The sequence below is a fragment of the Brevundimonas vesicularis genome (assembly GCF_027886425.1).
GTDB classification, from domain to species: Bacteria; Pseudomonadota; Alphaproteobacteria; order Caulobacterales; family Caulobacteraceae; genus Brevundimonas; species Brevundimonas vesicularis_C.
The window spans coordinates 92,942-118,011 of record NZ_CP115671.1 but is presented as its reverse complement, the minus strand read 5'-3'; the positions used below and the strand labels follow the sequence as shown (position 1 = coordinate 118,011).

Below are 25,070 nucleotides of genomic sequence, written 5' to 3'. Positions count from 1 at the left end.
GCCGCCTTTTTCATGGGTTAAGAGCACGCATGACCACGGACACCAGATTGATCCTCGTCGGCCAGGTCGGCGGCGGCTTCGGCGTGCGGGGCGAGGTGCGGGTGACCGCCTTCACCGCCGATCCCCTGGCCCTGACCGCCTATGGCCCTCTGCTGCGCGCCGATGGGACCGTGGCCCTGACCCTGACCTCGACGCGGCCCGACAAGAACGGCGTCGTCGGCCGGGCCAAGGAGATCGCCACAAAGGAACAGGCCGACGCCCTGCGCGGCCTGAAGCTGCACGTCCCCCGCGACCGGTTCCCCGAGCCGGATGAAGACGAGTTCTACCTCGCCGACCTCTTGGGCGTTCAGGTCCGCGACACGGCGGGCGCCGTCATGGGCACGGTGAAATCGGTCCAGAACTTCGGCGCCGACGACATGCTGGAGATCGAGCCCGCCGCGGGCGGCCCGACCTGGTATCTGCCCTTCACCAAGGAAGCGACGCCGGAACTGCACCTGGCCGACGGCTGGCTTCTGGCCGTGCCGCCGACCGAGGTGGGCGAGCGCGAGCCGGACTAGCTGTTGTCCTCGATTTCGGCGGTCGGGCCGTTCTTGATGATCGACTCGATGGCGTTTTTGGCGGACGCCTTGGACGCGTAGTTCTCGGTCCAGAAGATCACTTCACTGTTGTATTTGAAGCGGGCGCGGAACTCGCCCTTGTCGTTTTTGACGATTTCGAACTTGTGCGCCATCGGGCGTCTCCATTCCTGAGACCTGTGATCGGTCACGGCCAAGCTGACATCGTCCCCCGTACGGTTCCAGACACAAGCCCGCGATCAAATCGTGCCGACGACAGTTGCGAACCTCACAAACGTCCCCGACATGGTTGTCATCACCCAGTCGAGGCCGCACCCATGACCGACCTGTCCGCCTTCCCGATCACGCAACGCTGGCCGGCCCAGCATCCCGACTGGATCCAGCTCTATTCGCTGCCGACGCCGAACGGTGTGAAGGTCTCGATCATGCTGGAGGAGGTCGGCCTGGCCTACGAGCCGCACCTCGTCGACATCACCAAGAACGAGACCTGGGGGCCGGAGTTTCTGTCGCTGAACCCCAACGGCAAGATCCCCGCCATCCTCGATCCGAACGGCCCGAACGGACAGCCGCTGGCCCTGTTCGAATCCGGCGCCATCCTGATCTATCTGGCGGAGAAGACCGGCAAACTGCTCTCGGCCGATCCGGCGACCCGCTACGAGACGATCCAGTGGGTCATGTTCCAGATGGGCGCGATCGGTCCGATGTTCGGCCAACTGGGCTTCTTCCACCGCTTCGCCGGCAAGGAATACGAGGATAAGCGCCCGCGCGACCGCTACGTCGCCGAAAGCCGCCGCCTGCTGGGCGTGCTGGAGACGCGGCTTGCCAATGACGGGGGAGACCCCCGCGACTGGCTTGTCGGCGACTATTCCATCGCCGATGTCGCCACCCTGGGCTGGGTCCGCAACCTGATCGGCTTCTACGAAGCGGGCGAGATCGTAGGCTTCGCCGACTTCCCGCGCGTCGCCGCCTGGCTGGAGCGCGGCCTAGCGCGCCCCGCCGTGCAGCGCGGACTGGAGATTCCGGCGCGTCACTGAACCGTCGCCGCCCACGGGCATTATCTGACGGCATCAACTGGAGCGCGACCTATGGGTATCTTCTCTTCGATCTGGAACAAGATCACGGGCCACAAGCCCAAGGCGGCGCCTCAGCCGACCCCGGCGCCCAGCGCCCAACCCGCGCCGGGCGCCGCCCCCGCCCCGACGCCGGCCCTGCCGCCCGTCGATGTCGAGGCGGTCCTCAGCGATCTGGCGGCGTCCAAGGGCGGCGGCGGCAACTGGCGCACCTCGATCGTCGACCTGCTGAAGCTGCTGGACCTGGATTCCAGCCTGGCGGCCCGCAAGGAATTGGCCGAGGAACTGAACGTCCACGCCGGCGAGCACGGCTCGGCCGAACAGAACATCGCTCTGTCCAAGGCGGTCTGGAAGAAGCTGGCCGAAAACGGCGGTCAGGTCCCGGCTTCGCTGCGGGATTAATCCCTCTCGCTGGATCAGGCCCGCGGTCTGATCCAGCGCATCGCGGCCAGCGCCGCAAACCCAACGACCAGACCCCAGAAGGCCGATCCGACGCCGAACAGGGTCAGGCCCGAAGCCGTCGCCGCAAACGTCAGCACGGCCGCCTCGCGCGATCCGACATCCATCATCATGTTGTGCAGCGCGCCGGTCAGCGGCGCGATCAGCGCCAGACCCGTCACCGCCGCCAGCACGGCTGGCGGCATGGCGATGAACAGCCCGGCCAGCGGCGCGGCGAACAGAGCCACGACCAGATAAAGACCGCCGTAGATAACGCCTACGATCCAGCGCTTGGCGAAGTCGGGGTGCGCGTCCGGCCCGGTGCAGATCGCCGCCGTGATCGCCGCCAGATTGACCCCATGCCCGCCGAACGGCGCGATCAGCAGGCTGGCGACGCCGGTGGACAGGATCAGTCGGTTCGCGGGCGGCGGATAGCCGGCGCTCTGCAGCACCACCAGCCCCGGCAGGTTCTGCGCCGCAAGCGTCACCAAGAACAACGGAAAGCCCAGGCTGACCGCCGCCTTCCAGTCGAACACGGGCGCGACCGGCTCCAGATGGCCGAACAGGCCGGTCCCTGCGGGCAGCGCCAGCTGCCCTCGCATCGCCAGCACCGCAAAGGCCGCCGCCAGCACGGCGGGCAAGGCCCAGGTCGGCCACAGCCGTCTGAAGATCAGGAACACCGCGATCAGCCCGATGAACAGGGCCGTCTCGTCCGGCACGACCTTGAACAGTCTCAGCACGAAGGGCAGCAACACCCCCGCCAGCATGGCCGTGGCGATGGTGGCTGGTATCCGCGCGGCCAACCGCCCCAGCGCCGGGATCAGGCCGGTCAGGATCATCAGCAGGGCGGCGAAGACGAAGGCGCCGATCGCCGTCGGCCAGGACAGCCCCAGGGTCGAGGCCGCCAGCAGGGCCGCCCCCGGCGTGGACCAGGCCAGAACGACGGGGATCTTCAGCCGCCAGCTCAGAAAGGCGCCCGGCGCCCCGATGCCCAGGCACAGGGCGGTAACCATTGACCCGATCTGGCCCGCGTCCGCGCCCAGCGCCTGACCCGCCTGGACCACCAGGGCGACCGTCCCGCCGAACCCGATCACCGTCGCGACGGCGGCGGACGAAAAGGCCGAGGCGGGCAGGGTGCGCATGGAAAAGGCCGGAGCAGTCATGCCCCGGCCTTAAACCGTCGTCTTGGATGGCGGAAGGCTGGGATCCAGCCCTCCTTGATCAGCCCTCGATGTCTTCCGGCAGGCCCACGGCGTGGAAGCCGGCATCGACGTGGACGACTTCGCCAGTGGTCGAACGCCCCAGGTCCGAACACAGCCACAGGGCCGCGCCCGCGACGCCCTCCATCGAGGTCTCTTCCTTGATCAGCGAGAACTGGGCCGACTTGGAGTGCAGGCCGCGCCCGCCCGAGATGCCGGCCAGCGACAGGGTGCGCATGGCCCCGGCCGAGATGGCGTTGACGCGAATGTTCTTGGGACCCAGGTCACGCGCGATATAGCGGGTCGCGGCTTCCAGCGCGGCCTTGGCCACGCCCATGGTGTTGTAGTTCGGAATGACCCGCTCGGACCCCAGGTAGGTCAGGGTGATCAGGCTGCCGCCGTTCGGCATCAGCTTGGCGGCGCGCTTGGACACGTCCACGAAGCTGAAGGCCGAGATATTCATGGCCAGGAGGAAGCTGTCGCGCGTGGTGTTGTCGACGAAGCTGCCCTTCAACTCGTCCTTGTTGGCGAAGGCCACCGAATGGACGACGAAATCGATCGTGCCGAAGGTCTTTTCCAGCTCGGCGAAGGCCGCATCCATCGAGGCGTCGTCAGTGACGTCGGCCGGGATCAGCAGCTTGGCGCCGACGCTTTCCGCCAGCGGACGCACGCGGCGCTCCAGGCTCTCGCCCAGATAGGTGAAGGCCAGCTCGGCGCCCTGGGCGGCCAGCTGCGAGGCGATGCCCCAGGCGATGGAGCTGGAGTTGGCCACGCCCATGATCAGGCCCTTCTTGCCCTTCATGAGGTCGCCGGTCGGCATGTCCCAGCCTTCGGAAGTCGCCATGGTTCGTCTCCTGATGATTTGCGCGGAGGGTTAGCAGGGGCGGGCGTAAACCGGAACCCCCGCCGCCTTCCCTTGCGTTACAGCAGGCCCGCGATCGCCTGGCGCGCCGCGTCGCCCAGGTCGGGGCGTTTCAGGGCCAGGGCGACGTTGGCGCGCAACAGGCCGATCTTGTCGCCGCAGTCGTGGGTGACGCCTTCGTATTCAACGGCGGTGAAGCTCTGGTCCGCCATCAGTCGCGCCATGGCGTCGGTCAGTTGGATCTCGCCGCCCGCGCCCTTTTCCTGCGTCGCCAGCAGGTCGAAGATTTCCGGCTGCAGGATGTAACGGCCCGAGATCGACAGGTTGGACGGCGCGGTTCCGGCGGCGGGCTTCTCGACCATGCCCTTCATGACGATGCGCGCACCGTCGCGGCTGACCGGATCGACGATGCCGTATTTGTGGGTCTGATCTTCCGGGACGGATTCCACGCCGATGATGTTGCCGCCGGTCTCGGCATAGACCTCGGCCAACTGTTTCAGGGCGCCGGGCTGAGAATCCACGATGACGTCGGGCAGGATGACGGCGAACGGCTCGTGGCCGATGATGTCGCGCGCGCACCAGACGGCGTGGCCCAGGCCCTTGGGCTGCATCTGGCGGGTGAAGCTCATCTCCCCGGCCGAGGCCAGTTCGGCGTTCATCATCTCCAGGATGTCAGTCTTGCCCTTGGCCAGAAGCTGGGCTTCCAGCTCGATCTGGTGATCGAAATAGTCCTCGATGGCGCCCTTGGAGCGACCGGTGACGAAGACGATGTGCTCGATCCCCGCTTCGCGCGCCTCTTCGACGATGTAGGACAGGATCGGCCGGTCGACGACGTTCAGCAGTTCCTTGGGGGTCGTCTTGGTGCCGGGCAGGACCCGGGTGCCGAGGCCCGCGACGGGCAGTACGGCCTTGCGCAGGCGCGCGGGCGTGGTGGTCATCAAATCATCCTGACAGCTATCCCGCCCCTTCTACGGCCTCGTGCGCTTGAGTTGAAGCGCTTCGCGCTTCAACGGGGCGAACCGGTGAAAGAAGGGGCGGAACGGCGGTCGGGTTCCGCCTTATTTGGCGGGGCGGGCCATCGGGGTCATGGCGGCGATGGTCGCGCGCTGAGCAAGCAGTTGGTCTTCCGGCAGCGGGATCAAGCCGCGGTCGGCCAGATAGCCGCCCTTGCCGGCGGCGCCTTCCGACAGGAACTCCTGCACGAACTGCTGCAGGCCCGGAATGACGCCGATATGGGCCTTCTTCACATAGATGTAGAGGCTGCGCGACAGCGGGTATTCACCGCTGGCGATGGTGTCAGCGGTCGGGGCGACGCCGTCGATGGTCTCGGCCTTCACCGTATCCAGGTTCTGCTCCAGGAACGAATAGCCGAACACCCCCAGCGAGCCTGGCGTGCGGGTCAGGGTCTGGACGATGGCGTTGTCGTTCTCGCCGGAATCGATCCAGGCGCCGTCCTCGCGCAGGGTGTGGGCGATGGCTTCGAACCGGTCCTTGTCGCCTTCGATCGCCTTGACCGCCGGCACCAGCTTGGCGCCCGGCGTCATGCCCAGCTCCAGGAAGGCATCGCGCGTGCCCGAGGTGGGCGGCGGGCCATAGACTTGGATGCGCTGGTTCGGCAGGCCGGCGTTGACCTGGTTCCAGGTCTTGGCCGGATTGGCGACGAACTGACCGTTGGCGCCCGGCACTTCCTTGGCCAGGCCCTCGTACAGGTCGTTCAGTTCGAAGTTGAAGCCGTTGCCGTTACGGGCCGTGGCGATGACGATGCCGTCGAAGCCGATCTTGATCTCGACGATGTCGGTGACGCCGTTCTTGGCGCACAGGTCGAACTCGGACTGCTTCATCTGACGCGAGGCGTTGGCGATGTCCGGGGTGGTCGGGCCGACGCCCTGGCAGAAGGCCTGGATGCCGCCGCCGGTGCCCAGCGATTCGACGCGCGGCGCCGCGCCGCCCGAACCGCGCGCGAAGGTCTCGGCGACCCGCGTGGCGAAGGGGAAGACGGTCGACGAACCCGCCGCCCAGATGCCGGAGCGCGCGCCGGAGGCGGAGCCGCCCCCGCCGTTGTCGCCACAGGCCGCCAGGGCCAGAAGGGCGGCGGCCGAAGCCGCCAGTTTCAGTGTGCGGATCATCCAAGGCTCTCCCTGAGCATCGATTTCGCGATGCTTAGAGCAGAGGATTATGACAGTCCCGAGAATGGGCCTGCGAAAGGGACCGCCGCCGCTACAGCAGGCGGCGGCGCATCACCTGCGACAGGGTGTCGATCAGGGTCACGGCGACCACGACGACGATGACGATGGCCGAGACGGCGCGGAAATCGAAGGCGTTCATGCTGTCGAACAGCACCTGGCCGATGCCGCCCGCGCCGATCAGACCCAGAACGGTTGCGGACCGGCTGTTGGATTCGAAGCGATACAAAGCGAACGAGGTCCACAGCGGCGCGACCTGAGGCAGGACGCCCCAGACGATCTCGTGCAGCTTGCCCGCGCCGGTGGCGCGCACGCCCTCGACCGGACCTTTGTCGATCGACTCGACCGCTTCGGAGAACAGCTTGGCCAGAACCCCGGCCGTATTCAGGGTGATGGCCAGGACGCCCGCCAGAGGCCCCAGGCCCACGGCGGTGACGAACAGCAGGCCGATCACCAGATCCGGCACAGAACGCAGCAGGTTCATGATCCAGCGCACCGGCGTCACGACCCAGACGGGCGCGATGTTGCGCGCCGCCGCCAGACCCAGCGGAATACCCAGGATCACGGCCAGGAAGGTGCCCCATAGGGCGATCTGCACCGTCTCCCACATCTTGGCGACGAACATCTTCCAGTCGCTGAAGTCGGGACGCAGCAGGTCGTGGACGAACAGCTGGGTGCTGTCGTTGCCCGCGAACAGACGCGAGATGTTGCCCAGATCGACGGCGTCGATGCTGTACAGCAGGACGGCGGCGACGCCGCCCCAGACGAGGACGTCGGCGACCCAGGCGAGGGCGGACTTCTTGGGCGCCGCCGGAATCGCGACGGCGGGAGACGCGACTGCGGTCAAGGCCGGACCTCACGCAGGCTGCGCAGGCGTTGAAGCTCGCGCTCGGCGGCGGCGGCGGCGGCCGTATCGCCCTTGGCGCGGGCCTCGCCCAGTTTCTGGTCGGCGATCATTTCGCGGATCGGGTCCAGATAGCTGTCGTCGGCGGCGGTGAAGCGGGAATATTCCAGGTCCGCCAGAACCTTGCGCTGCCGCTCGGCCTCGGCGCCTTCGCCCTGGCCATAGGTCAGGAAGAAGCTGCGGATCTTTTCCTTCAGCGCAGGATCCAGGTCCTCGCGCACGACGATGCCGCTCTCGGGGATGGGCGGCGAGGTCCAGATTTCCTCGATCTGGCCGGCCAGCTGCGGGTTTTCCTTGCGCATGAAGATGGTGTTCACGCTGTTGGAGGTCGCCACGTCGATCACGCCGGTCGCCACGCCGAAGGCGTTGGCCTGGTGGTTGGCCGAGCGCACGGTCTTGAAGCACTGGCTGGGGACCACGCCGCGCGGATTGAACAGGAAGGTCAGCGGGGCCAGGGTGCCCGACGTCGACTGGGCGTCGCCGATGCCGAAGTTGTACTTCTTGCCGCACGCCATGACCTGATCCAGCGTGATGCCCGATCCCTTCTTGACGATCAGGGTCGACTGATAGCTGTCCAGACCCTCGCGGTTGACGGTGCGGGCGATGACTTCGGCCTTGGCGCGATCGATGGCCTCGACCTCAGGCTTGGCCGAGAACCAGCCTACCTGGGTGTGGTTGCCGCGCATGGCCTCGACCAGGACGGTGTAGTTCGAACCGAAATAGGGCTTCACCGGCACGCCGATGGCCTTGGACATGTCGTCCAGCAGCGGCTGCCACAGCGGGCCGGCCGAGGCCTGGCCTTCGGCGGACAGGATGGAGAAAGTGATCTCGCTGGGCGCGCCGCCCGCAGCCTTCTTGTCCTCGCCGCCGCCGCAGGCCGCCAGGCCCAGGATCATGACGGCGGCGCCGGCCGCAGCGATTAGACGGCGGGTGGGGGAAATGCGCGACAGGCTCATGCCTTGGTCTCCCAGAACGCGTCCTCGAACTCGGGACCGTAGATTTCGATCAGGCGCTTTTGGTCCAGCGCCGTGGACGGGCCGTCATAGACGATCTTGCCGCCTTGCAGGGCGATGACGCGGTCGCAGTAGCGGATGGCGTAGTCGACCTGGTGCAGGGTGACGATCACACCCATGCCGTCGCGTTTGTTCAACTCGACCAGCAATTCCATGACCTTGCGGGCGGACACCGGGTCTAGCGAGGCGACGGGTTCGTCGGCCAGAATGGCCTTTGCGCCCTGCACGATGGCGCGGGCGATGGCGCCGCGCTGCTGTTGGCCGCCGGACAGGGTGTTGGCGCGCTGAGCGGCGTAGTCGCTGACGCCGACGCGGTGCAGGGCCGCCATGGCCTTGTCCTTGTCCGCCTGGGGCCACAGGCCCAGCAGACCCTTCCATCCAGGCAGACGCCCCAGCGCGCCCAGCATGACGTTAGAGAACAGGCTCAGTCGCCCGACCAGATTGAACTGCTGGAAGATCATGCCCAGCTTGCCGCGCGCCTTGCGCACGGCGCCGGTGACCCGGCCGTCCTTCTGCACGGTCTCGCCGAACACCTGGATCGTGCCGGCGCCGGCGTCGATCGACTGCAGGCCGGTGATGGAGCGGAGCAGGGTGGACTTGCCCGAACCGGACGGACCGATCAGGGCAACCATTTCGCCGGAGGCCACGGAAATCGAGACGCCGTCCAGCGCCTTTCGCGATCCGAAGGTCTTCGACACGTCACGCGCCAGGACTAGCCCAGGGGCGGCGGCGGCTGCGGATGAACTCATGAACTCGCTAGGAGGCTATGGCGAAGGGGCGCCGCAATAAGCTGAAATCGCGCTCGGGCAAGTCCTAATCGCACGTCGGGCGCAATCTCGTCCAGACCCGAGCCGTTCAGGAGCGTTCCGCCGCACCCTTCACCCGGGCGTAGTCCGCCGGAATCGGCATGGCGACGCGCGACCGCTCCAGCGCCTGATCGGCCATCGTCCGGACTGGTGCGGCCAGACAAGGGATCGAGGCCAGCGCCCTCAAGCCTTTTTGCAGTCTGATGGCGACCGCAACGTCGCCGGCCCCGTAACGGGCGATCGGGCCGAACAGATCGTCGAGCAGATCGTCTTCGGAGACGCCCGGCATCATCAGGCGATCGCGCAGGGTCCGCTTCTCGTCTTCCTCGCGCTCGCGGGCCCAGATGTCCATCAGCCTCACGCCGGTCGACACCACCTGAATGGCCGTTCCGGGATCGTTGATACCAGGCGACAGAGCCTTGGCGGCGATCTCGCCCAGAACGATCAGGCCGAAACGCGGGTCTTGATCATAGGAGCGCGAGTCTCCGATCGCGAAGGCGGAGCAGAAGGCGTCCTGGGCCTCTTTGTCGCAGGCCGGCAGGCTGATCCGGGCGAGGACCTCGCCGCGTCGTACGAAGGCGCCGGGCGCACCGACCACCTCAACTTGGCAGTCTCGTTTCTCGGCCATGGCCTGCAGGCGGTCGGGATCGACATTCTGGACATAGCCGGTTTCCGGCGCTGTGACGTCCGCGCCGTTTTGCAGGTGGCCCCCGCGCCCGCCCAGAAACGGATTGTCGCGACGCTGTTCCAGCGCCTCGCGAGCCCGGGCCTCCACCAGATCGATCATGTGACCGACCCGCGCCAGGCTGGACAGACGGTTGATCCAGGCCAGGAGGCGAAACGCCACCAGCCCCACCATGGCCAGGCTGATCAGGAACAGGATCGCCCGGCCGTTCTGGCCGTAATAATGGGCGTTGATCGCGGTGACGGCGACGATGGCGTAGAGAAAGGCGCCGACGAAGGTCGCCAGCGACTTCTGGGTCTCGTCATCGCTGGTGACCAGGGCCGCGACACGCGGACTGGCCGCCGACGACACGGACGTATAGGCCGTGACCATCGCGCCGACCGAAAAGGTCGCCACGCCCAGCAGGCTGGACGCCAGAATCGTCAGGATCGATTCCACAGACTCGCCGCCCAGACGCTCGGCCATCTCCTGCGGCACCCAAGGGGCCAGGGCGGCGGCCAGCAAGGCTGCGGCGACGCCCGCGACGGCATAGGCCGTGGCGCGCACCCACAGCTGACGCCGCATCTTGCGCCAAAAGAACAGCCATCGGTTCATGAAACCCTCCGATCATCGCAACGGCGCAGAACGGTCAAGGTTGCCGCTGGACCGTGTAGTGGAGGGCGCAGAGCGGATTTGTGACAGTCAAACCTAAGCCCCGCCACGAAAAAACCTCTTTACATGACAGTCGCGCGTCCCCATATCGCGCTCTCCGGCGGACCCCGTAGGTCCTGTCTGCGCCGCTAACGCCGGTCTGGGTTTAACAATTAGCAGGGGGTTACGTGAATTGCGCACGTATCAGCTTCCCCTGGACCTGGTCCGTGAGCGGTCCCCTGAACGTCCCGTCGCCCTCGTGCGGCCGCGTTCGGTTTCCGTAGCGGCGCGCTGGTTCCAGGATAATCTAAAGGCCGACGTCTTCTACGCTGTGAAGGCTAACCCTTCGCGCTGGGTCGTCGAAACCCTGATCGAGGCCGGCGTTCGCGGCTTCGACGTGGCGTCCATCGCCGAGATCGAGCTGGTTCGCTCGGTCAGCCATGACGTGCGCCTGGCCTTCATGCACCCGGTCAAGAGCCGGTCTGCGATCACCAAGGCTTATTTCGATCACGGCGTGCGCACCTTCTCGCTCGACTGCATCGACGAGCTGAACAAGATTCTCGACGCCACCAGTGGCGCGGACGACCTGAACCTGATCGTGCGCATGGCCGTCTCGGCCGACGGCGCCGCCTATACGCTGTCGGGCAAGTTCGGCGTCTCGTCGGATCAGGCGCCGGCCCTGCTGATGGCGACGCGCCAGGCGGTCAAGGATGGCCTGATGGGTGTCTCCTTCCACGTCGGCAGCCAGTGCATGCGCCCGACCGCCTATCAGGCCGCCATGGCCCAGGTCGGCCGGTCGATCAGCCGTGCGGGCGTGATCGTCGATATCGTCGATGTCGGCGGCGGCTTCCCGTCCGTCTATCCGGGCATGGTCCCGCCGGACATGAGCGAATACGCCGACGCCATCCATCGCGGCTTCAACGAGATGCCGGTGTCGGAAACGACCGAGCTGTGGTGCGAGCCCGGCCGGGCGCTGGTCGCCGAAAGCTCGTCGATCCTGGCCCGCGTCGATCTGCGCAAGGGCGACGCTCTGTATCTGAACGACGGCTCCTACGGCTCGCTGTTCGACGCGACCCATTCGCGCTGGCCCTTCCCGACCAAGCTGGTTCGGGACGGCGAAAGCGCGGGCGAGCTGAAGGCGTTCCAGTTCTACGGCCCGACCTGCGATTCCATCGACCATATGCCGGGACCCTTCTGGCTGCCGGCCGATGTGCGCGAAGGCGACTTCATCGAGATCGGCATGCTGGGCGCCTATGGCGTGGCCATGTCGACGGGCTTCAACGGCTATGGCGAACATGACATCGCGGCAGTCGAGGACGCTCCGATGGCCTCGCTCTACGGTCTGGCTCCGCGTTCCATCCCCACCGTGCGCACCACGGCGGAAGAGAACGCCCGCAAGGTCGTGCGCCTGTCACGCCCCAAGGGTAAGGCCGGTCAGCGCAAGTCGCGCCGGAAGTAGGACGCCCGCACCTGTAATCGTCATCCTCGGGCTCAACCCGAGGATCGGCCCCCTCTGCGTCTTCCTTGCGAGGAACGCGCGGCGGAACGTCCGACCCTCGGATCAAGTCCGAGGGTGACGGCCGATGGTTGGGCGTCTATCGGTCCTGTCGGTCGCTCCGTCCCGGCACGTCTGCTTGTTCGACGGGCGCTCAAATCACAGGGAAACCGCCGAAATGAACGCTCCCGTTCAATCGAACACCAAGGCCAAGCTGCTGCAGAATGTCGTCGAGCACGTCGACATCACCAGCTTCGATGCGCGCCCGATCATCGACTCGATGCGCAAGATGTCCTTCTCGTCGCGCGACACCGCCCGCGCCGCCGACATCTTCTCGATGGCCATCGAGGACAAGGACTGCTCGCCCTGGCTGATCCTGGCCGGATCGACCTCGGCTGGAGGCTGCATGCACGTCTACCGCGACATGGTGAAGTTCGGCATGGTTGACGCCGTGGTCGCCACCGGCGCCTCGATCGTCGACATGGATTTCTTCGAGGCCCTGGGTTTCAAACACTACCAGGCGGCCGGCGAGGTGGACGACAACGTCCTGCGCGACAACTACATCGACCGAATCTACGACACCTATATCGACGAGGAAGAACTCCAGGCCTGCGATCACACCATCCTGGAGATCGCCAACCGGCTGGAGCCGCGCGGCTATTCCAGCCGCGAGTTCATCTGGGAGATGGGCAAGTGGCTGAGCGAGGGCAATGCCAAAAAGCCCGGCTCGCTGATCCAGATCGCCTATGAAGAGGGCGTGCCGATTTTCTGCCCGGCCTTCGTCGATAGCTCGGCCGGCTTTGGTCTGGTGAAACACCAGAAGGAACGCGCCGCCGCCGGCCAGCCCTATCTGATGCTGGACGCCATCGCCGACTTCCGCGAACTGACCGACATCAAGATCGCCGCCGGCGTGACCGGCCTGTTCATGGTCGGCGGCGGCGTGCCCAAGAACTTTGCCCAGGACACGGTCGTCTGCGCTGAAATCCTGGGTGTCGAGGCCGAGATGCACCGCTATGCGGTCCAGATCACCGTCGCTGACGTCCGCGACGGCGCCTGCTCGTCCTCGACGCTGAAGGAGGCGGCTTCGTGGGGCAAGGTCCAGACCACCCACGAACAGATGGTCTTCGCCGAGGCCACCACGGTCGTCCCCCTGATCGGCTCCGACGCCTACCACCGCGGCGCTTGGAAAAGCCGCGACAAGCGCCGCTGGAACAAGTTGTTCGAGCAGGGTTGATCAAAAAAGGCCGGGGGATCGCTCCGCCGGCCTTTTGTCTGTCAGTCCACGTTTGAGATCAGGCGGCGCAGGCCTCAAAGCCGGCCTTCAGCGCGGCTTCGTCCAGATCGCGGCCGATGAACACGGCGCGGCTCCAGCGGCGTTCGGCGGCGCCCCATTCGCGTTGCAGGTCGCCCTCAAGGATCATGTGCACGGCCTGGAAGACCAGACGGCGGTTTTCGCCCTTCACGTCGATGATGCCCTTGGCGCGCAGGATGTTCTGACCCTGCTCGCCCAGCAACCGGTCCAGCCAGGCGGTGAACTTGGTCCCGTCCAGCGGCCGGTCCAGTGACAGGGAGATGCCCTTGATGTCGTCCTGGTGGGCGTGACCGCGCGCACCGTGGCCGTGATCATGCGCATGGTTGTGGTGATCATGGTCATGATGATGGTGGTCGTGCCCGCAGTGCTCGTCATGCACATGGCCGTCCGCGCCGTGCGGCGGGTTCACGAAGTCCGGCCTGACCTCGAGAATGCGCTCCAGGTCGAAGGCGCCCAAGCCCAGCACCTGATCGAGCGGCACGTTCGACCGCTCGGCCCGCACGATGGGCGCCAGCGGGTTCAGCGCCCGCAGCCGGGCCTCGATAGCGTCCAACTCCTCCCGCGTGGCCAGATCGACCTTGTTCAGGATGATGCGGTCGGCGAAGGCCACCTGTTCGCGGGCCTCCTTGGAGTCGTCCAGCCGCGCCATCACATGTTTGGCGTCGACCAGGGTGGTGACGCTGTCCAGTTGGGTCTTGGCTTTGACGTCCTCGTCCACGAAGAAGGTCTGGGCCACCGGACCGGGGTCGGCCAGGCCCGTCGTCTCCACGATGATGGCGTCGAAGGCCGGCTTGCCGGGACGCTGCCGCTTCATCAGGCCGGCGACCACGCGGATCAGGTCGCCCCGCACCGTGCAGCAGACGCAGCCGTTGTTCATCTCGAACACGTCCTCGTCGGCGCCGACCACCAGGTCGTTGTCGATGCCGATCTCGCCGAACTCGTTGACGATGACGGCGTAGCGCTTGCCGTGATCCTCGGTCAGGATCCGGTTCAGCAGCGTCGTCTTGCCCGCGCCGAGATAGCCGGTCAGGACGGTGACGGGGATCTTGCCGTTTGTTGCAGCGGTCGAGGCGGGGGCGGCGAGGGTGTCGGTCATAGGCCGCTAGATGGCGGCTGCACCGGCGCTTGAAAAGGGGGCCGATGAAAAGGGGGCTTATGCCTTCTTCACGAACTCGGTGCGCAGGACCAGGCCGCGCACCTTCTCGACGTTGGCCTCGATCTCGTCCGTGTCGCCGGTCAGGCGGATGTTCTTGACCAGGGTCCCGCGCTTCAGCGTCACCCCGCCCGAGCCCTTGACCTTCAGATCCTTGATCAGGGTCACGCTGTCGCCGTCAGCCAGGATGTTGCCGTTGGAATCTTTGGTCACGTCGTCGGTCATGGCCAAGCTTCTAGTGCCGCGTCTCCTCCCCATGCAATGGGGAGGGGGACCACGAAGTGGTGGAGGGGTTCTTCTACCCACACAGCCAAGAGCCCCTCCGTCTCTCCGCTACGCTTCGAGCTCCTCCCCGCAAAGCGGGGAGGAGACGGTCAGTCCGGCACGTTTGCGTTCAGCTCGTCCAGCCACACCCGCGCAGTGCCGTCCGACGGCGCGCGCCAGTCGCCGCGCGGCGACAGCGATCCGCCGGTGACCACCTTTGGACCGTTCGGCAGGGCCGAGCGCTTGAACTGGGCGGTCTGGAAGAAGCGGATCAGGAACTTCCGCAGCCAGCCCTTGATCGTCGCTAGGTCGTATTCGACCTTTTCGTCGTCCGGCGTATTTGCTGGCCAATGCCCTGCGCCCGCATCGCCCCAGGCCTGGTGCGCCAGGAAGGCGACCTTGGACGGCGCCATCCCGAACCGGCTGATGTAGAACAGGAAGAAGTCGTTCAGCGCATAGGGGCCGACGGTGCCTTCCGTCGACTGGATCACCCCATCCTTGGCCGGCACCAGCTCGGGCGAAATCTCGGTGTTCAGAATGGCGTGCAGCGTGTCACGCGCGCCCGCGCCGATCAGGTCGCCCGCCGCCACCCAGCGGATCAGGTGACGGATCAACGTCTTCGCCACCCCGCCGTTGACGTTGTAGTGGCTCATATGGTCGCCGACGCCGTATGTGGCCCAACCCAGCGCCAGTTCCGACAGATCCCCGGTCCCCAGGACGAAGGCCCTGTGCTGGTTCGCCAGCCGGAACAGATAGTCAGTCCTCAGACCCGCCTGCACGTTCTCGAAGGTGATGTCGTGCACCGGCTGACCCTCGGCATAGGGGTGGCCGATGTCCTTGAACATCTGTTCGGCGGCGGGGCGGATGTCGATCTCTGCGCCCGTGACGCCCAACGCGGTCATCAGCGCCCAGGCGTTGGACTTGGTCCCGTCCGAGGTGGCGAACCCCGGCATGGTGAAGCCCAGAATACTGGTCCGCGGTAGATCCAGCCGGTCGAAGGCGCGGCACGCGACCAGCAGGGCCTGGGTCGAGTCCAGCCCGCCGGACACGCCGATCACCAGCGACCTGGCGCCTGTCGCGGTCATCCGGCGCATCAGCCCCTGAACCTGGATATTGAACGCCTCATAGCAGTCCTGATCCAGCCGCCCGGCGTCGTCCGGCACGAAGGGGAACCGGTCCAGCGGCCGGATCAGCTCGCTGGCCTCATGATCCTCGCGCGCCATGAAGGGCACGACCGTCGCCGGCTCGCCTTCGTTTCTCGCACATTCGGCGAAGGTGCCGTTGCGCAGACGATCCAGCCCGATCCGGTCCACGTCCACGTCGGCGATCGTCAGGTGGCTGTCCAAGGCGAACCGCTCGCCCTCGGCCAGTTTGGACCCCAGTTCGTGGATCGTCGCCTGCCCGTCCCAGGCCAGGTCAGTGGTGCTCTCGCCCCAGCCAGAGGCGGCGAAGACATAGGCCGACAGCGTTCGCGCCGAATGGCTGGCGCTCAGCATCGCCCGCTCGTCCGCCTTGCCGATGACGATGTTGGACGCCGACAGGTTCAGCAGGATCCGCGCGCCCGCCAATGCGGCCCGCGTCGAGGGCGGCAGCGGCGCCCAATAGTCCTCGCAGATCTCGACCGAGAAGACGAAGCCCGGCCGATTGACCGCTTCGAACAACAGACCCGGCGCGAAGTCCACCGTTTCGCCGTTCAGCGCGATCACGTCCTCGGCGCGCGCCGTCGCCGGCGCGAACCAGCGTTTCTCGTAATACTCCCGGTAGTTGGGCAGATAGGTCTTGGGCACGACGCCCAGAACCTCGCCGGCCCCAATCACTACGGCGCAGTTGTACAGCGCGTCGCCGTTGCGGATCGGCGCCCCGACCACCGCCACGACATCCGCCTCGGCCGTCGCCTCCGCCACCACGGCGATCTGCCGCTCGACCTCGTCCAGCAGCGCCGCCTGCATATGCAGATCGTCGATGGCGTAGGCCGAAAGCGACAGCTCGGGGAACACCATCAGGTCCACGCCCTGCTCGCCCGCCTGACGGATCAGCGCGACGTGCTCTTGCCCGTTCGCCCTGGGGTCGCCCACGTGGCTGACCGGCGTCGCCGCCGCCACGCGCACGAAACCGTGGGTCTTGGGAGAATGGAACAGAACATCAGCCATCGGATCGTCCGCATCACCCGGCCCGCGCCGGTCGTCGGCCTTCATATAGGCGCGAATGATGAAGGGACGGAAACTCTCCTTCGCGCGCCTATGCGTCCCGCTTCTCGTCCGGCCTCAGGGTCAGGACCCGCACACCGTCCTTTGTCACAGCGACCGTATGTTCGAACTGGGCCGACAGTTTTCCGTCGGAGGTGACCACGGTCCAGCCGTCGTCCTCGGTCAGGACCGTGCGCACGCCCTGGTTCAGCATCGGTTCGATGGTGAAGGTCATGCCTTCGCGCAGGGTCGCGCCGGTCCCGGCCTTGCCGAAATGCAGCACCTGCGGCTCTTCATGCATCTCGCGCCCGATGCCGTGCCCGCAATAGTCGCGCACCACCGAATAGCCGGCCTGCTTGGCGTGTTTTTCGATGGCGAAACCGATGTCGCCCAGTTTCGCGCCGGGGCGCACGGCCTGAATGCCCTTCCACAGGGTTTCATATGTGGTGCGCACCAGCCGCCGGGCCTGCGGTCCCACCGATCCGATAAGATAGGTCTTGGAGGAATCGGCGATGAAGCCGTCCTTCTCCAGCGTGATGTCCAGATTGACGATGTCGCCACTCTTCAGGATGTCGTTCGCCGAGGGCACGCCGTGGCAGACGACTTGGTTGATCGAGCTGTTCAATACAAAGCCATAGCCATACTGACCCTTGCTGGCCGGCCGCGCCTCCAGTTCGTCGACGATGAAGGCTTCGACCCGCCGGTCGATTTCCAGCGTGCTCAACCCCTCCAGGGTCATCGCATTCAGATGGGTGAAGACCGAGGCCAGCAGTCGCCCCGCCTCGGCCATCAGCGCAATCTCGGCCGGCGTCTTGATCATGCGGCGGCGCCCGTCGGCACGGACGCATCGACGCCCGCCGCCCGCAACTCGCGCGCCACCAGTTCCTGGAACGTCACGCCGGGATGCATCTCACACAACATGCCGATCCTGATCCAGAACGCCGCCTGAGCGTTAATCGACCGATAGGACGCCTTCGCAGCGCGCCGCAGCTGCTCGTGCAGTTCGTCCTCGATATTGACGATGCCCATGATACTCTCGCTCTATATGAAACGTATGCGCAGCGCATATTCTTTGTTGATCGGCTCCACAAGCGCAAGCGCCGCTCGATGATCTTCGCCGCTGCCGTCTGCGCCGCCAGAGGCTTGCACAGGATGACGGAAGAAAATGATCGACAGCCATCCAAACTGGCGGCTCCAACCCTTGCGCTTTCAACGGTTTGCCGATTTCTCGCGGCCTTCTGCCATCGTCGATTTTGCGCGGGCCTATAATCCTCGCCTTCGCACTCACGCTAACAGTGAGGTTTCGATTTCAGATCAATTAGACGAATTAGACGGTGTTTTTGTCGCCGACCGTCTGAAACGTCGCGGACGACCTTCGCGAATGCGGATGACGTTGGCCTTCGCCCCCGCTAAAGCCACTGCATGAACGACACGCCGAAAAAGGGCTGGTTCCAGCGCCTGTCCGCTGGGCTCTCGCGCTCCTCCAAACAGATGACCGATCAGGTCGTCGCCACCTTCGTCAAGGAGCCTCTGTCCGAGGCGTCTCTGGAGCAGCTGGAAGAGCATCTTCTGGAGAGCGATCTCGGCCCTGCCGCCTCGGCCCGGATCGTCGAACGCTTTCGCGGGCTGAAGTTCGGCAAGGACGCGCCCGAGCGCGAGGTCAAGGAGGCCCTGGCCGAGGCGGTCGCCGCCGAACTGTCGCCGCGCCAGGCGACCTTCGACCCCCTGTCCGGCCCCAAACCCTATGTCGTTCTGTTCGTCGGGGTGAACGGCTCGGGCAAGACCACGACCCTGGGCAAGATCGCCGCCGATCTGACGGGCAAGGGCGCCAAGGTGATGATCGTCGCCGGCGACACCTTCCGCGCCGCCGCGCGCGAACAGCTGAAGGTCTGGGCCGAGCGCGCCGGCGCCGATTTCGAAAGCCGTCGCGACGGCGCCGATGCCGCGGGCCTGGCCTTCGACGCCTATACCAAGGCGCGGGCCGAAGGCTACGACGTCGTCCTGATCGACACCGCCGGCCGGCTTCAGAACAAGTCCGCCCTGATGGACGAACTGCTCAAGATCGTCCGCGTGCTGAAGAAGGTCGATCCCGAGGCGCCGCACGACACCCTGCTGGTGCTCGACGCCACCGTCGGCCGCAACGCCCTGGCCCAGGAACAGATCTTCGGCCGCACCGCCTTCGTCACCGGCGTGGTCATGACCAAGCTGGACGGCACCGCGCGCGGCGGCGTGCTGGTGCCGGTGGCCCAGGCGTCCGACGCCCCCCTGATGCTGATCGGCGTCGGCGAAGGGGTCGAGGACCTGCAACCGTTCGACGCCCGCGCCTTCTCTCGCTCGCTGGTGGGACTGGAAGACTGACATGACCGAGACGCCGAAAAAGGCTTCCAACATCCGCCAGGCCGTCGATTTCGGCGCCCTCGTGGCCTTCATGGCCGCCTATGCGATCAACCGGTTCGCGCGCGGTCTGGACGGGCAGGAAGCCTTAGTTCAGGCGACGTGGGTCCTGGTCGGCGCCTCGCTGATCGCCCTGATCGTCGGCTATGTGGTCGAGCGTCGTCTGGCGCCCCTGCCGCTGCTGACCGGCGGCTTCGCCCTGATCTTTGGCGTGCTGACCATCGTCTTCCACGATCCGAACCTGTTGAAGATCAAGCTGTCGATCCAGAACGGCCTGCTGGCGGTCGTGCTGCTGGGGTCGCTGCCGCTGAACCGCTATCCGTTCAAATATCTGCTGGGCGAGGCGATCCGCATCACCGACGCAGGCTGGCGCGGGTTGACCCTGCGTTACGGCCTGTATTTCGCGGCCGTCTGCATCGTCAACGAGATCGTCTGGCGCACCCAGTCCGATGACACTTGGGTCGCCTTCCGCGGCGGCCTGTGGATCGCCTCGGCCGTGTTCGGCGTCTGGCAGGTCTTCTTCATCATGAAGCACCTGATCAAGGACGACGAGCCGGCCCCCGTCTCGCCCGACACGGGGCTCTAGGCCGCAAGCGGAACTGTCACGGAACCGACGCGCTTTCCCCGTCAAATCGTAAAGCAGAGCTGATACGTGTTCGGACGAAACTTCAGGGGAGCGGCGCGATGGTGAAGGCGGGAAAAGCGGCGAGGAAGGTCGGGCCCCTGGCCACCTCGCCCAGCCACCTGATGCACCGCGCCTTGCAGCTGGCGCTCGACATCTATGCCGAGGAGACCGGCGCCGACGGCCTGACCCAGCGCCAGTTCGCGGTGCTGGAGGCGGTGTCGCTCAAGGCCGGCCTGACCCAGACCGAACTGGTCCGCATGACCGGCATCGACCGCTCGACACTGGCCGATCTGGTCACGCGCATGACGACCAAGGGCTTGCTGGAGCGGGAACGCTCGACTCTGGACGCGCGCGCCAAGGCGGTGCGTCTGTCGGCTGAGGGCGCCGCCCGTCTGGAGGCCGCGCGGCCGCTGGTCGAGGCCGCCGACAAGCGGATCATGGCCCTGCTGCCCAAGGGGCAGCGCGAGACCTTCCTCAATCAGCTGGCCGATCTGGCCGCCGCCGCCGACGCCGCCCCTGACGCCGCAAAGGCTGAGGCCAAGGCCGCCAAGAAGGCGCTGAAGGCGGTCGAGAAGGAAGCGCGCAAGGCCGAAAAAGCCGCCAAGAAGGCTGACCGTCCGGCCAAGCCCGCAAAGATCAAGAAGCCAAAGTTGAAGCTGGTGGAGCCGGCCTAGCGCGTCTTGCGCAGCCGTTTGGCATTGGCGGTCGCCGTCTTGTGGATCGGGGCCAGAGCCTCGGTCTGGGCCTTCAGAAGTTCGCCGTTCAGGGTCATGGCCTGGGCCGCCGCCCGACTCCACCAGCCCATGGCATAGCTGAACTGGGCCTCGGCCGCTTTGGCCGGGGTGCGGGCCTGGGTGACGGCCGCCGCCGCTCGCAGGGCATGGGCGCCCTCGTCCATCGCCACACGCCCAAGCCGCTGACCGATGGCCCCGGCGCTGGCGGCCAAGGCGTCGGCGGAGGCGGACAGCGCCTCGGTCTTCTCGGAGCTCATCAGTGACAGCTCCTTGAAGTCCTGCCCCTTGGCGCTGGTCAGGCCCTGCGCCATCAGCCCGGTCCGGGCCGCGATCACCTCGGCCGAGGCGGCCAGGATCTCGGCGCCGACGACGGCTGCGCTGGCGGCTGTGGGGGTTTTGCGGGTCAGTGAGGACCTCCAGGTTGGGTCTCTGCGGCGAAGGCCGCGATGTCGCTCAACAGGGCGGGGATCGCCGCGTCGATGATCTGCTGGCCCTTCTCGGGGCTGGCCTGGGCCGGGTCCGACCCGATCCGGCCGTCGGGGAAACGGGCGCGATAGTCCAGGGCGTCGCGGATCGGCCCGTTCGGCGCGATCTGCGGGCTGTAGTCGGCGGTCTTGATCCGCTCGGGATAGGCGGCCTGCGTCACCGCGATCTCGGATGGGGTGGCGTGCATGCCGTGGCCGGTCGGAAACAGGCGGTTGCACAGGCCATTGACGCCGGGCAGGTCCCACCAGTTCTTCAGCTTCAGGATGAAGGGCGGGCTATCCTCGACGAAGCTCCACTCAGCGTAAATCTCCGAGATGGTCGCCTCGATGGTCGCGACGTTCCCGCCGTGCCCATTCAGGAAGTAAATCCGCTCGAACCCGTGACGGCTCAGGGACGACACCCAGTCCGTGATCGCGGCCATGAAGGTCGAGGGGCGCAAGCTGATGGTGCCGGCGAAGGCCAGGTGATGCTGAGCCATGCCGATGTTGAAGGTCGGGGCCACGATCAGGTTGGCGTCGGTCTTCTCGGCAGCATGGGCGATGATCTCCGGGCAAAGCCAGTCGGTGCCCAGCAGCCCCGTCGGCCCGTGCTGCTCGTTGGAGCCGATGGGCACGACCACCGTCCTGGACAGCGGGCCGCCGTCGTTCAGTCGGGCGTCGATTTCGGGCCAGGAGGACAGGTGGATCAGCATGAAGGCGGTCTCAAGCGACAGGGTGGGACGACTGTAGCGCGCCGGGCTCAGGAAGTCTTGGCGGCCGTGGTGGGCGGATGGGCGGCCATGAAGATGCGCGCGGCCTCTCTGGCGCGGCCTGCGCGTTTGTCGGCGTCCAGCTGCGGCACGTCCAGCATGGCGCGCAGATGGCCGTGGCCCAGCACGAGGCCGGCGAACATCTCAGCCGCCTCTTCCGGATCGGCGACGCTCATCCGGCCCAGCCGCGTCTGTTCCGCCAGCCAGGCGCCCAGTTCGCGCAGGCTGCGACGCGGGCCGGCCTCATAGATGGCGTGGGCGATCTCGGGCGCCTCGACCGAGACCAGGGCGACCCCGCGCATCGAGCCGACCTTGTCGCCGCTGCACACCCGGTTCAGCAGGGTGAGGGCCAGGGTCTCCAGCACCGTCTGCGGATCGCCGGCGCCGCGCAGGGGGGCGACGATGTCCTCGACGCGCTTTGACGCCAGGGCCTGGGCGATCTCCAGCTTGGAGGCGAAGCGGTTGTAGACCGTCTGTTTGGAGACTCCGGCCAGTTTGGCGATCTCGTCCATCTTGGCCTGCAGCCCCTTGTCGGCGAACAGGGTCGCGGCGGCGTCCAGGATCGCCTCGCTCTTTCGTTCATCGACCTGTCCCCGACGCCGCGCCATCAGTGGACGTCCGAGGGCGGGGCGCCAGCCTGGGCCTTCACCGGCTGGGCGGCGAGGGTGACGAAGGCCGCGCCTGCGCACAGGATGGCCAGCAGGGCGAAGGCGTCGCCGAACGCTATCGTCGTCGCCTGCTTCTGCAACATCGCATAGATGGCCTTCATCGCCGAGGCGGCCGGGTCGATGGAGCCGGCGAACCGCTGGGCCATGCCGGCCATCATGTTGCGCATCGCCTGATCCCCCTGACCGATGGCGCTGGTCAGTTCGCTCATGTGCAGGGCCGTGTTGGACGTCAGGCTGGTGTTCAGGATCGCCAGGCCGAAGGCGCCGCCGACGTTGCGCGACAGGTTCACCAGCCCCGAGGCGTTCTTGACCATGTGCGGCGGCAGGGTCGCCATCGTCACCTGCTGGGACGCGATCATGGCCAGCATAACGCCGACGCCGCGGAAAGCCTGGACCGAGGCGAAGTTCCAGAAGCCCCAGTCATCGGTGACGACGCGCGCCTCCCACATGCCCCAGGCGCACAGCATGAAGCCGCCGAACATCAGCACCCGCGCATCCAGCTTGCGCACCAGTCGTCCGGCAAAGGGACCAGTGGCGAACATCGCGAGGCCGGACACGACCATGGTGGTGCCGACCTCTGACGACGAATAGCCGAGCACGCGGCCCAGGAAGAGCGGCAGCAGGAAGGTGCCGCCGAACAGGGCGAAACCGACGATGAAGGTCATGATGAAACCGACCAGGAAGTTGCGATTGCCAAAGGCGCGCAGCTCCACGATCGGCTGGCGATAGGTCAGGGACCGCCAGATGAAGATCGGTCCGGCGACCGCCGCCACGACGGTCAGCAACAGGATGTGGGTGTCGTCGAACCAGTCGTTCTTGGCGCCTTCCTCCAGCACGAACTGCATCGACATCAGAAAGGCGGCCATCAGGCCCAGGCCCCACCAATCGAAGCCCTTGGCCAGCGACGGATCGCCCTTGTCGAAGTTGCCGTAGCGACCGACCAGGAACAGCACCAGCAGGCCCGGCCCGACGTTGATGAAGAACAGCCACCGCCAGCTCAGCCACTCCGTCAGGTGCCCGCCCAGCGTGGGTCCGACGGTCGGCGCCAGGGTGACGATCAGGCCCATGACCACGCTGGCGGTGACGCGCTTGTCAGGCGGAAAGGCGGTGAAGGCGACGGCGAAGACGGTCGGGATCATGGCCCCGCCCACAAACCCTTGGATGGCCCTAAACAGGATCATCATGTCGATCGACGACGACAGGCCCGTGGCGATGCTCATCAGCACGAAACCGGCGCAGGAGACCAGAAACAGCCGCTGCGTTCCCCACAGCCGCGAGAGGAAGCCCGACAGGGGGATCATCACAACCTCGGGGATCAGATAGGCGGTCTGGATCCAGCTGATCTCGTCGGCCGAGGCGCCGACCCCCGCCTGGATCTGAGGCAGGGAGGCGGCGACGATCTGGATGTCCAGAATGGCCATGAACTGGCCCACCACCATGCCGGCGAAGCCCAGCAACAGCATGGTCCAGTTGATCTCGGGATGGCCGGCGACGGGGCCCTTTTGAGCGACGGGGGCCCCGCCATTTGCGGCGGGGTTGGCGGCGGTCACTGGCCTGCGGCTCCGGTCGTCGTGGCGGCTTCGGCAAAGCTCTGGCCGCCCTGGCTCTTCAGGTCGATCTTGACGTCCACCGACAGGCCGGGACGCAGAGCCAGGCTGCGGTCTGCGCCGCTGACGACGATGCGGACGGGCACGCGCTGGGTGATCTTGGTGAAGTTGCCCGTGGCGTTCTCGACCGGGATCAGGGCGAACTCCGATCCAGTGGCGGGGGCGAAGCTGTCCACGCGGCCCTCGATCTTGCGGCCGGGGAAAGCGTCGGCGGAAATCTCGACAGTCTGGCCCAGGCGCACCTTGTCCAGCTGCGTTTCCTTGAAGTTGGCGACGATGTAGGTGTTGGTCAGGGGCACGACCGACAGCAGTTGCGTGCCGGCGTTGACATACTGGCCGGGCCGCACGCTGCGGGCGCCGACGACGCCGGCGACCGGAGCGCGGATCACGGTGCGCTCCAGCGCGATGCGAGCCTGATCGACGACGGCGCGGGCCTGTTCGACGGCGGCGACGCTCTGCTGACGGGTCGAGCCCAGCACGCCGGCCGTGCGTTGTTCGGCGACCAGGGCGGCGTGGGCCTGCTGGACGCTGGCGGCGGCGGTGGCGGCCGAGGCGCGCTCGGTCTGGATGCGCTGTTGCGAGACCCAGCCCTGTTCGGCCAGTTTTCCATAACGATCGACCTCGGCGCGGGCCAGGCCGGCCTGGGCGTTGGCCTGGGCGACGGAGGCGGCGCGGGCGGCGATGGTGGCCTGTTCCTGCTCGGCCTGGGCGTCGACATGGCCGACGGCGGCGATGGCGGCGGCCAGATTGGCCTCGGCCTGTGCCAGTTGGGCCTTCTGGTCGGAATCGTCCAGCTTGACCAGGATCTGGCCTGCCGCGACCCGCTGGTTGTCACCCACCAGAACCTCAGTGACCCGGCCGGACAGTTGCGGGCTGACCAGGGTGGTGTCCGCTTGGACGAAGGCGTTGTCGGTGCTCTCCCAACGCTGGCCGTTCACCCACCAGACGATGCCGCCCACGATCAGGGCCAGGCCGACGAGGGCGGCCGCGAATAGCGGCAGGCGTTTCTTGAGTTCAGGCGACATGGAAAATC

Annotated in this window: 28 protein-coding genes; 9 read left to right on the top strand and 19 right to left on the bottom strand. The window is 66.6% G+C overall.

Going from position 1 to position 25,070, the window contains the following annotated elements:
• Nucleotides 1–29: 29 nt before the first annotated feature.
• Complete coding sequence (gene rimM, locus PFY01_RS00575) at nt 30–557, top strand: ribosome maturation factor RimM (RefSeq protein ID WP_271042012.1); 528 nt, start codon at nt 30–32, stop codon at nt 555–557.
• On the opposite strand, the gene PFY01_RS00570 is transcribed toward rimM, so the two are convergent.
• On the bottom strand, nt 554–730 hold the full coding sequence (locus tag PFY01_RS00570; protein WP_271042011.1) for a YegP family protein: 177 nt from the start codon (nt 728–730) through the stop codon (nt 554–556). The genes rimM and PFY01_RS00570 overlap by 4 nt on opposite strands.
• A 162-nt stretch (nt 731–892) precedes the next feature.
• Here PFY01_RS00570 and PFY01_RS00565 point away from each other — a divergent pair, with 162 nt between their 5' ends.
• Together PFY01_RS00565 and PFY01_RS00560 are read left to right on the top strand one after the other, a co-directional pair.
• Nucleotides 893–1,609: a glutathione S-transferase N-terminal domain-containing protein gene (locus tag PFY01_RS00565; RefSeq protein WP_271042010.1), complete on the top strand. Its 717-nt coding sequence runs from the start codon at nt 893–895 to the stop codon at nt 1,607–1,609.
• Between the two features lie 51 nt (nt 1,610–1,660).
• On the top strand, nt 1,661–2,047 hold the full coding sequence (locus tag PFY01_RS00560; RefSeq protein ID WP_066554053.1) for a DUF3597 family protein: 387 nt from the start codon (nt 1,661–1,663) through the stop codon (nt 2,045–2,047).
• A 14-nt stretch (nt 2,048–2,061) separates the two neighbouring features.
• Here PFY01_RS00560 and PFY01_RS00555 read toward each other — a convergent pair whose 3' ends face one another.
• The 8 genes from PFY01_RS00555 to PFY01_RS00520 all read right to left on the bottom strand — a co-directional run bounded on the left by PFY01_RS00555 (nt 2,062) and on the right by PFY01_RS00520 (nt 10,329).
• The gene (locus PFY01_RS00555) at nt 2,062–3,246 is read right to left on the bottom strand and encodes a benzoate/H(+) symporter BenE family transporter (RefSeq protein ID WP_271042009.1); all 1,185 of its coding nucleotides are present in this window, start codon (nt 3,244–3,246) and stop codon (nt 2,062–2,064) included.
• A 58-nt stretch (nt 3,247–3,304) separates the two neighbouring features.
• Nucleotides 3,305–4,102 (bottom strand): enoyl-ACP reductase FabI, encoded by a 798-nt coding sequence (locus tag PFY01_RS00550; RefSeq protein WP_169802112.1) that lies wholly within the window; start codon nt 4,100–4,102, stop codon nt 3,305–3,307.
• Between the two features lie 101 nt (nt 4,103–4,203).
• Nucleotides 4,204–5,082, bottom strand: coding sequence for a UTP--glucose-1-phosphate uridylyltransferase GalU (gene galU, locus PFY01_RS00545; RefSeq protein WP_271042008.1), 879 nt, complete (start codon nt 5,080–5,082; stop codon nt 4,204–4,206).
• A 120-nt stretch (nt 5,083–5,202) separates the two neighbouring features.
• Nucleotides 5,203–6,270, bottom strand: coding sequence for a substrate-binding domain-containing protein (locus PFY01_RS00540; RefSeq protein ID WP_017506635.1), 1,068 nt, complete (start codon nt 6,268–6,270; stop codon nt 5,203–5,205).
• Nucleotides 6,271–6,361: 91 nt separating this feature from the next.
• Nucleotides 6,362–7,174, bottom strand: coding sequence for a phosphonate ABC transporter, permease protein PhnE (phnE, locus tag PFY01_RS00535; RefSeq protein ID WP_045809538.1), 813 nt, complete (start codon nt 7,172–7,174; stop codon nt 6,362–6,364).
• A complete protein-coding gene (gene phnD, locus PFY01_RS00530) occupies nt 7,171–8,187 on the bottom strand; it encodes a phosphate/phosphite/phosphonate ABC transporter substrate-binding protein (RefSeq protein ID WP_055754543.1) in 1,017 nt (338 codons plus the stop codon). Before phnD ends, phnE begins: the two co-directional genes overlap by 4 nt.
• A complete protein-coding gene (gene phnC / locus PFY01_RS00525) occupies nt 8,184–8,993 on the bottom strand; it encodes a phosphonate ABC transporter ATP-binding protein (RefSeq protein ID WP_055808912.1) in 810 nt (269 codons plus the stop codon). Before phnC ends, phnD begins: the two co-directional genes overlap by 4 nt.
• A 106-nt stretch (nt 8,994–9,099) precedes the next feature.
• On the bottom strand, nt 9,100–10,329 hold the full coding sequence (locus tag PFY01_RS00520; RefSeq protein WP_271042007.1) for a DUF2254 domain-containing protein: 1,230 nt from the start codon (nt 10,327–10,329) through the stop codon (nt 9,100–9,102).
• Nucleotides 10,330–10,558: 229 nt separating this feature from the next.
• Here PFY01_RS00520 and PFY01_RS00515 point away from each other — a divergent pair, with 229 nt between their 5' ends.
• Both PFY01_RS00515 and PFY01_RS00510 read left to right on the top strand, forming a co-directional pair.
• Complete coding sequence (locus tag PFY01_RS00515) at nt 10,559–11,824, top strand: type III PLP-dependent enzyme (protein ID WP_271042006.1); 1,266 nt, start codon at nt 10,559–10,561, stop codon at nt 11,822–11,824.
• A 214-nt stretch (nt 11,825–12,038) separates the two neighbouring features.
• Entirely contained in the window at nt 12,039–13,094 is a 1,056-nt protein-coding gene (locus PFY01_RS00510; protein WP_271042005.1) for a 1,9-bis(guanidino)-5-aza-nonane synthase, read from the top strand.
• 58 nt (nt 13,095–13,152) lie between these two features.
• On the opposite strand, the gene PFY01_RS00505 is transcribed toward PFY01_RS00510, so the two are convergent.
• From PFY01_RS00505 to PFY01_RS00485, 5 genes are all read right to left on the bottom strand, one after another.
• Nucleotides 13,153–14,268, bottom strand: a complete 1,116-nt coding sequence (locus tag PFY01_RS00505; protein ID WP_271042004.1) for a CobW family GTP-binding protein — start codon at nt 14,266–14,268, stop codon at nt 13,153–13,155.
• Nucleotides 14,269–14,325: 57 nt separating this feature from the next.
• A complete protein-coding gene (locus tag PFY01_RS00500; protein ID WP_055754537.1) occupies nt 14,326–14,550 on the bottom strand; it encodes an alkylphosphonate utilization protein in 225 nt (74 codons plus the stop codon).
• 149 nt (nt 14,551–14,699) lie between these two features.
• Nucleotides 14,700–16,739 carry an NAD(+) synthase gene (locus PFY01_RS00495; RefSeq protein ID WP_271042003.1) on the bottom strand — a complete coding sequence of 680 codons (2,040 nt, stop codon included), beginning with the start codon at nt 16,737–16,739 and terminating at the stop codon, nt 14,700–14,702.
• Between the two features lie 88 nt (nt 16,740–16,827).
• Entirely contained in the window at nt 16,828–17,595 is a 768-nt protein-coding gene (map, locus tag PFY01_RS00490) for a type I methionyl aminopeptidase (RefSeq protein ID WP_271042002.1), read from the bottom strand.
• On the bottom strand, nt 17,592–17,804 hold the full coding sequence (locus tag PFY01_RS00485) for a ParD-like family protein (protein ID WP_091751087.1): 213 nt from the start codon (nt 17,802–17,804) through the stop codon (nt 17,592–17,594). Before PFY01_RS00485 ends, map begins: the two co-directional genes overlap by 4 nt.
• A 136-nt stretch (nt 17,805–17,940) precedes the next feature.
• On the opposite strand from PFY01_RS00485, the gene PFY01_RS00480 reads away from it, so the two are divergent.
• The 4 genes from PFY01_RS00480 (at nt 17,941) to PFY01_RS00465 (ending at nt 20,468) form a co-directional block, all read left to right on the top strand.
• Nucleotides 17,941–18,201 carry a hypothetical protein gene (locus PFY01_RS00480; RefSeq protein WP_271042001.1) on the top strand — a complete coding sequence of 87 codons (261 nt, stop codon included), beginning with the start codon at nt 17,941–17,943 and terminating at the stop codon, nt 18,199–18,201.
• Nucleotides 18,198–19,133: a signal recognition particle-docking protein FtsY gene (gene ftsY, locus PFY01_RS00475; RefSeq protein WP_055808927.1), complete on the top strand. Its 936-nt coding sequence runs from the start codon at nt 18,198–18,200 to the stop codon at nt 19,131–19,133. Before PFY01_RS00480 ends, ftsY begins: the two co-directional genes overlap by 4 nt.
• Nucleotide 19,134: 1 nt before the next feature.
• The gene (locus PFY01_RS00470; protein ID WP_161640626.1) at nt 19,135–19,755 is read left to right on the top strand and encodes an inner membrane-spanning protein YciB; all 621 of its coding nucleotides are present in this window, start codon (nt 19,135–19,137) and stop codon (nt 19,753–19,755) included.
• A gap of 98 nt (nt 19,756–19,853) precedes the next feature.
• On the top strand, nt 19,854–20,468 hold the full coding sequence (locus PFY01_RS00465) for a MarR family winged helix-turn-helix transcriptional regulator (RefSeq protein WP_271042000.1): 615 nt from the start codon (nt 19,854–19,856) through the stop codon (nt 20,466–20,468).
• On the opposite strand, the gene PFY01_RS00460 is transcribed toward PFY01_RS00465, so the two are convergent.
• The 5 genes from PFY01_RS00460 to PFY01_RS00440 all read right to left on the bottom strand — a co-directional run bounded on the left by PFY01_RS00460 (nt 20,465) and on the right by PFY01_RS00440 (nt 25,062).
• Nucleotides 20,465–20,839, bottom strand: a complete 375-nt coding sequence (locus PFY01_RS00460; protein ID WP_235559362.1) for a phasin family protein — start codon at nt 20,837–20,839, stop codon at nt 20,465–20,467. The two genes, PFY01_RS00465 and PFY01_RS00460, sit on opposite strands and share 4 nt — an antisense overlap.
• Before the next feature lie 92 nt (nt 20,840–20,931).
• Complete coding sequence (locus PFY01_RS00455; protein ID WP_055754529.1) at nt 20,932–21,705, bottom strand: creatininase family protein; 774 nt, start codon at nt 21,703–21,705, stop codon at nt 20,932–20,934.
• A gap of 47 nt (nt 21,706–21,752) precedes the next feature.
• On the bottom strand, nt 21,753–22,370 hold the full coding sequence (locus tag PFY01_RS00450) for a TetR/AcrR family transcriptional regulator (RefSeq protein ID WP_271041999.1): 618 nt from the start codon (nt 22,368–22,370) through the stop codon (nt 21,753–21,755).
• A complete protein-coding gene (locus tag PFY01_RS00445) occupies nt 22,370–23,980 on the bottom strand; it encodes a DHA2 family efflux MFS transporter permease subunit (RefSeq protein ID WP_420197029.1) in 1,611 nt (536 codons plus the stop codon). Before PFY01_RS00445 ends, PFY01_RS00450 begins: the two co-directional genes overlap by 1 nt.
• Nucleotides 23,977–25,062: an HlyD family secretion protein gene (locus PFY01_RS00440; protein WP_271041998.1), complete on the bottom strand. Its 1,086-nt coding sequence runs from the start codon at nt 25,060–25,062 to the stop codon at nt 23,977–23,979. The genes PFY01_RS00445 and PFY01_RS00440 overlap by 4 nt, the downstream gene beginning before the upstream one ends.
• Nucleotides 25,063–25,070: the final 8 nt, after the last annotated feature.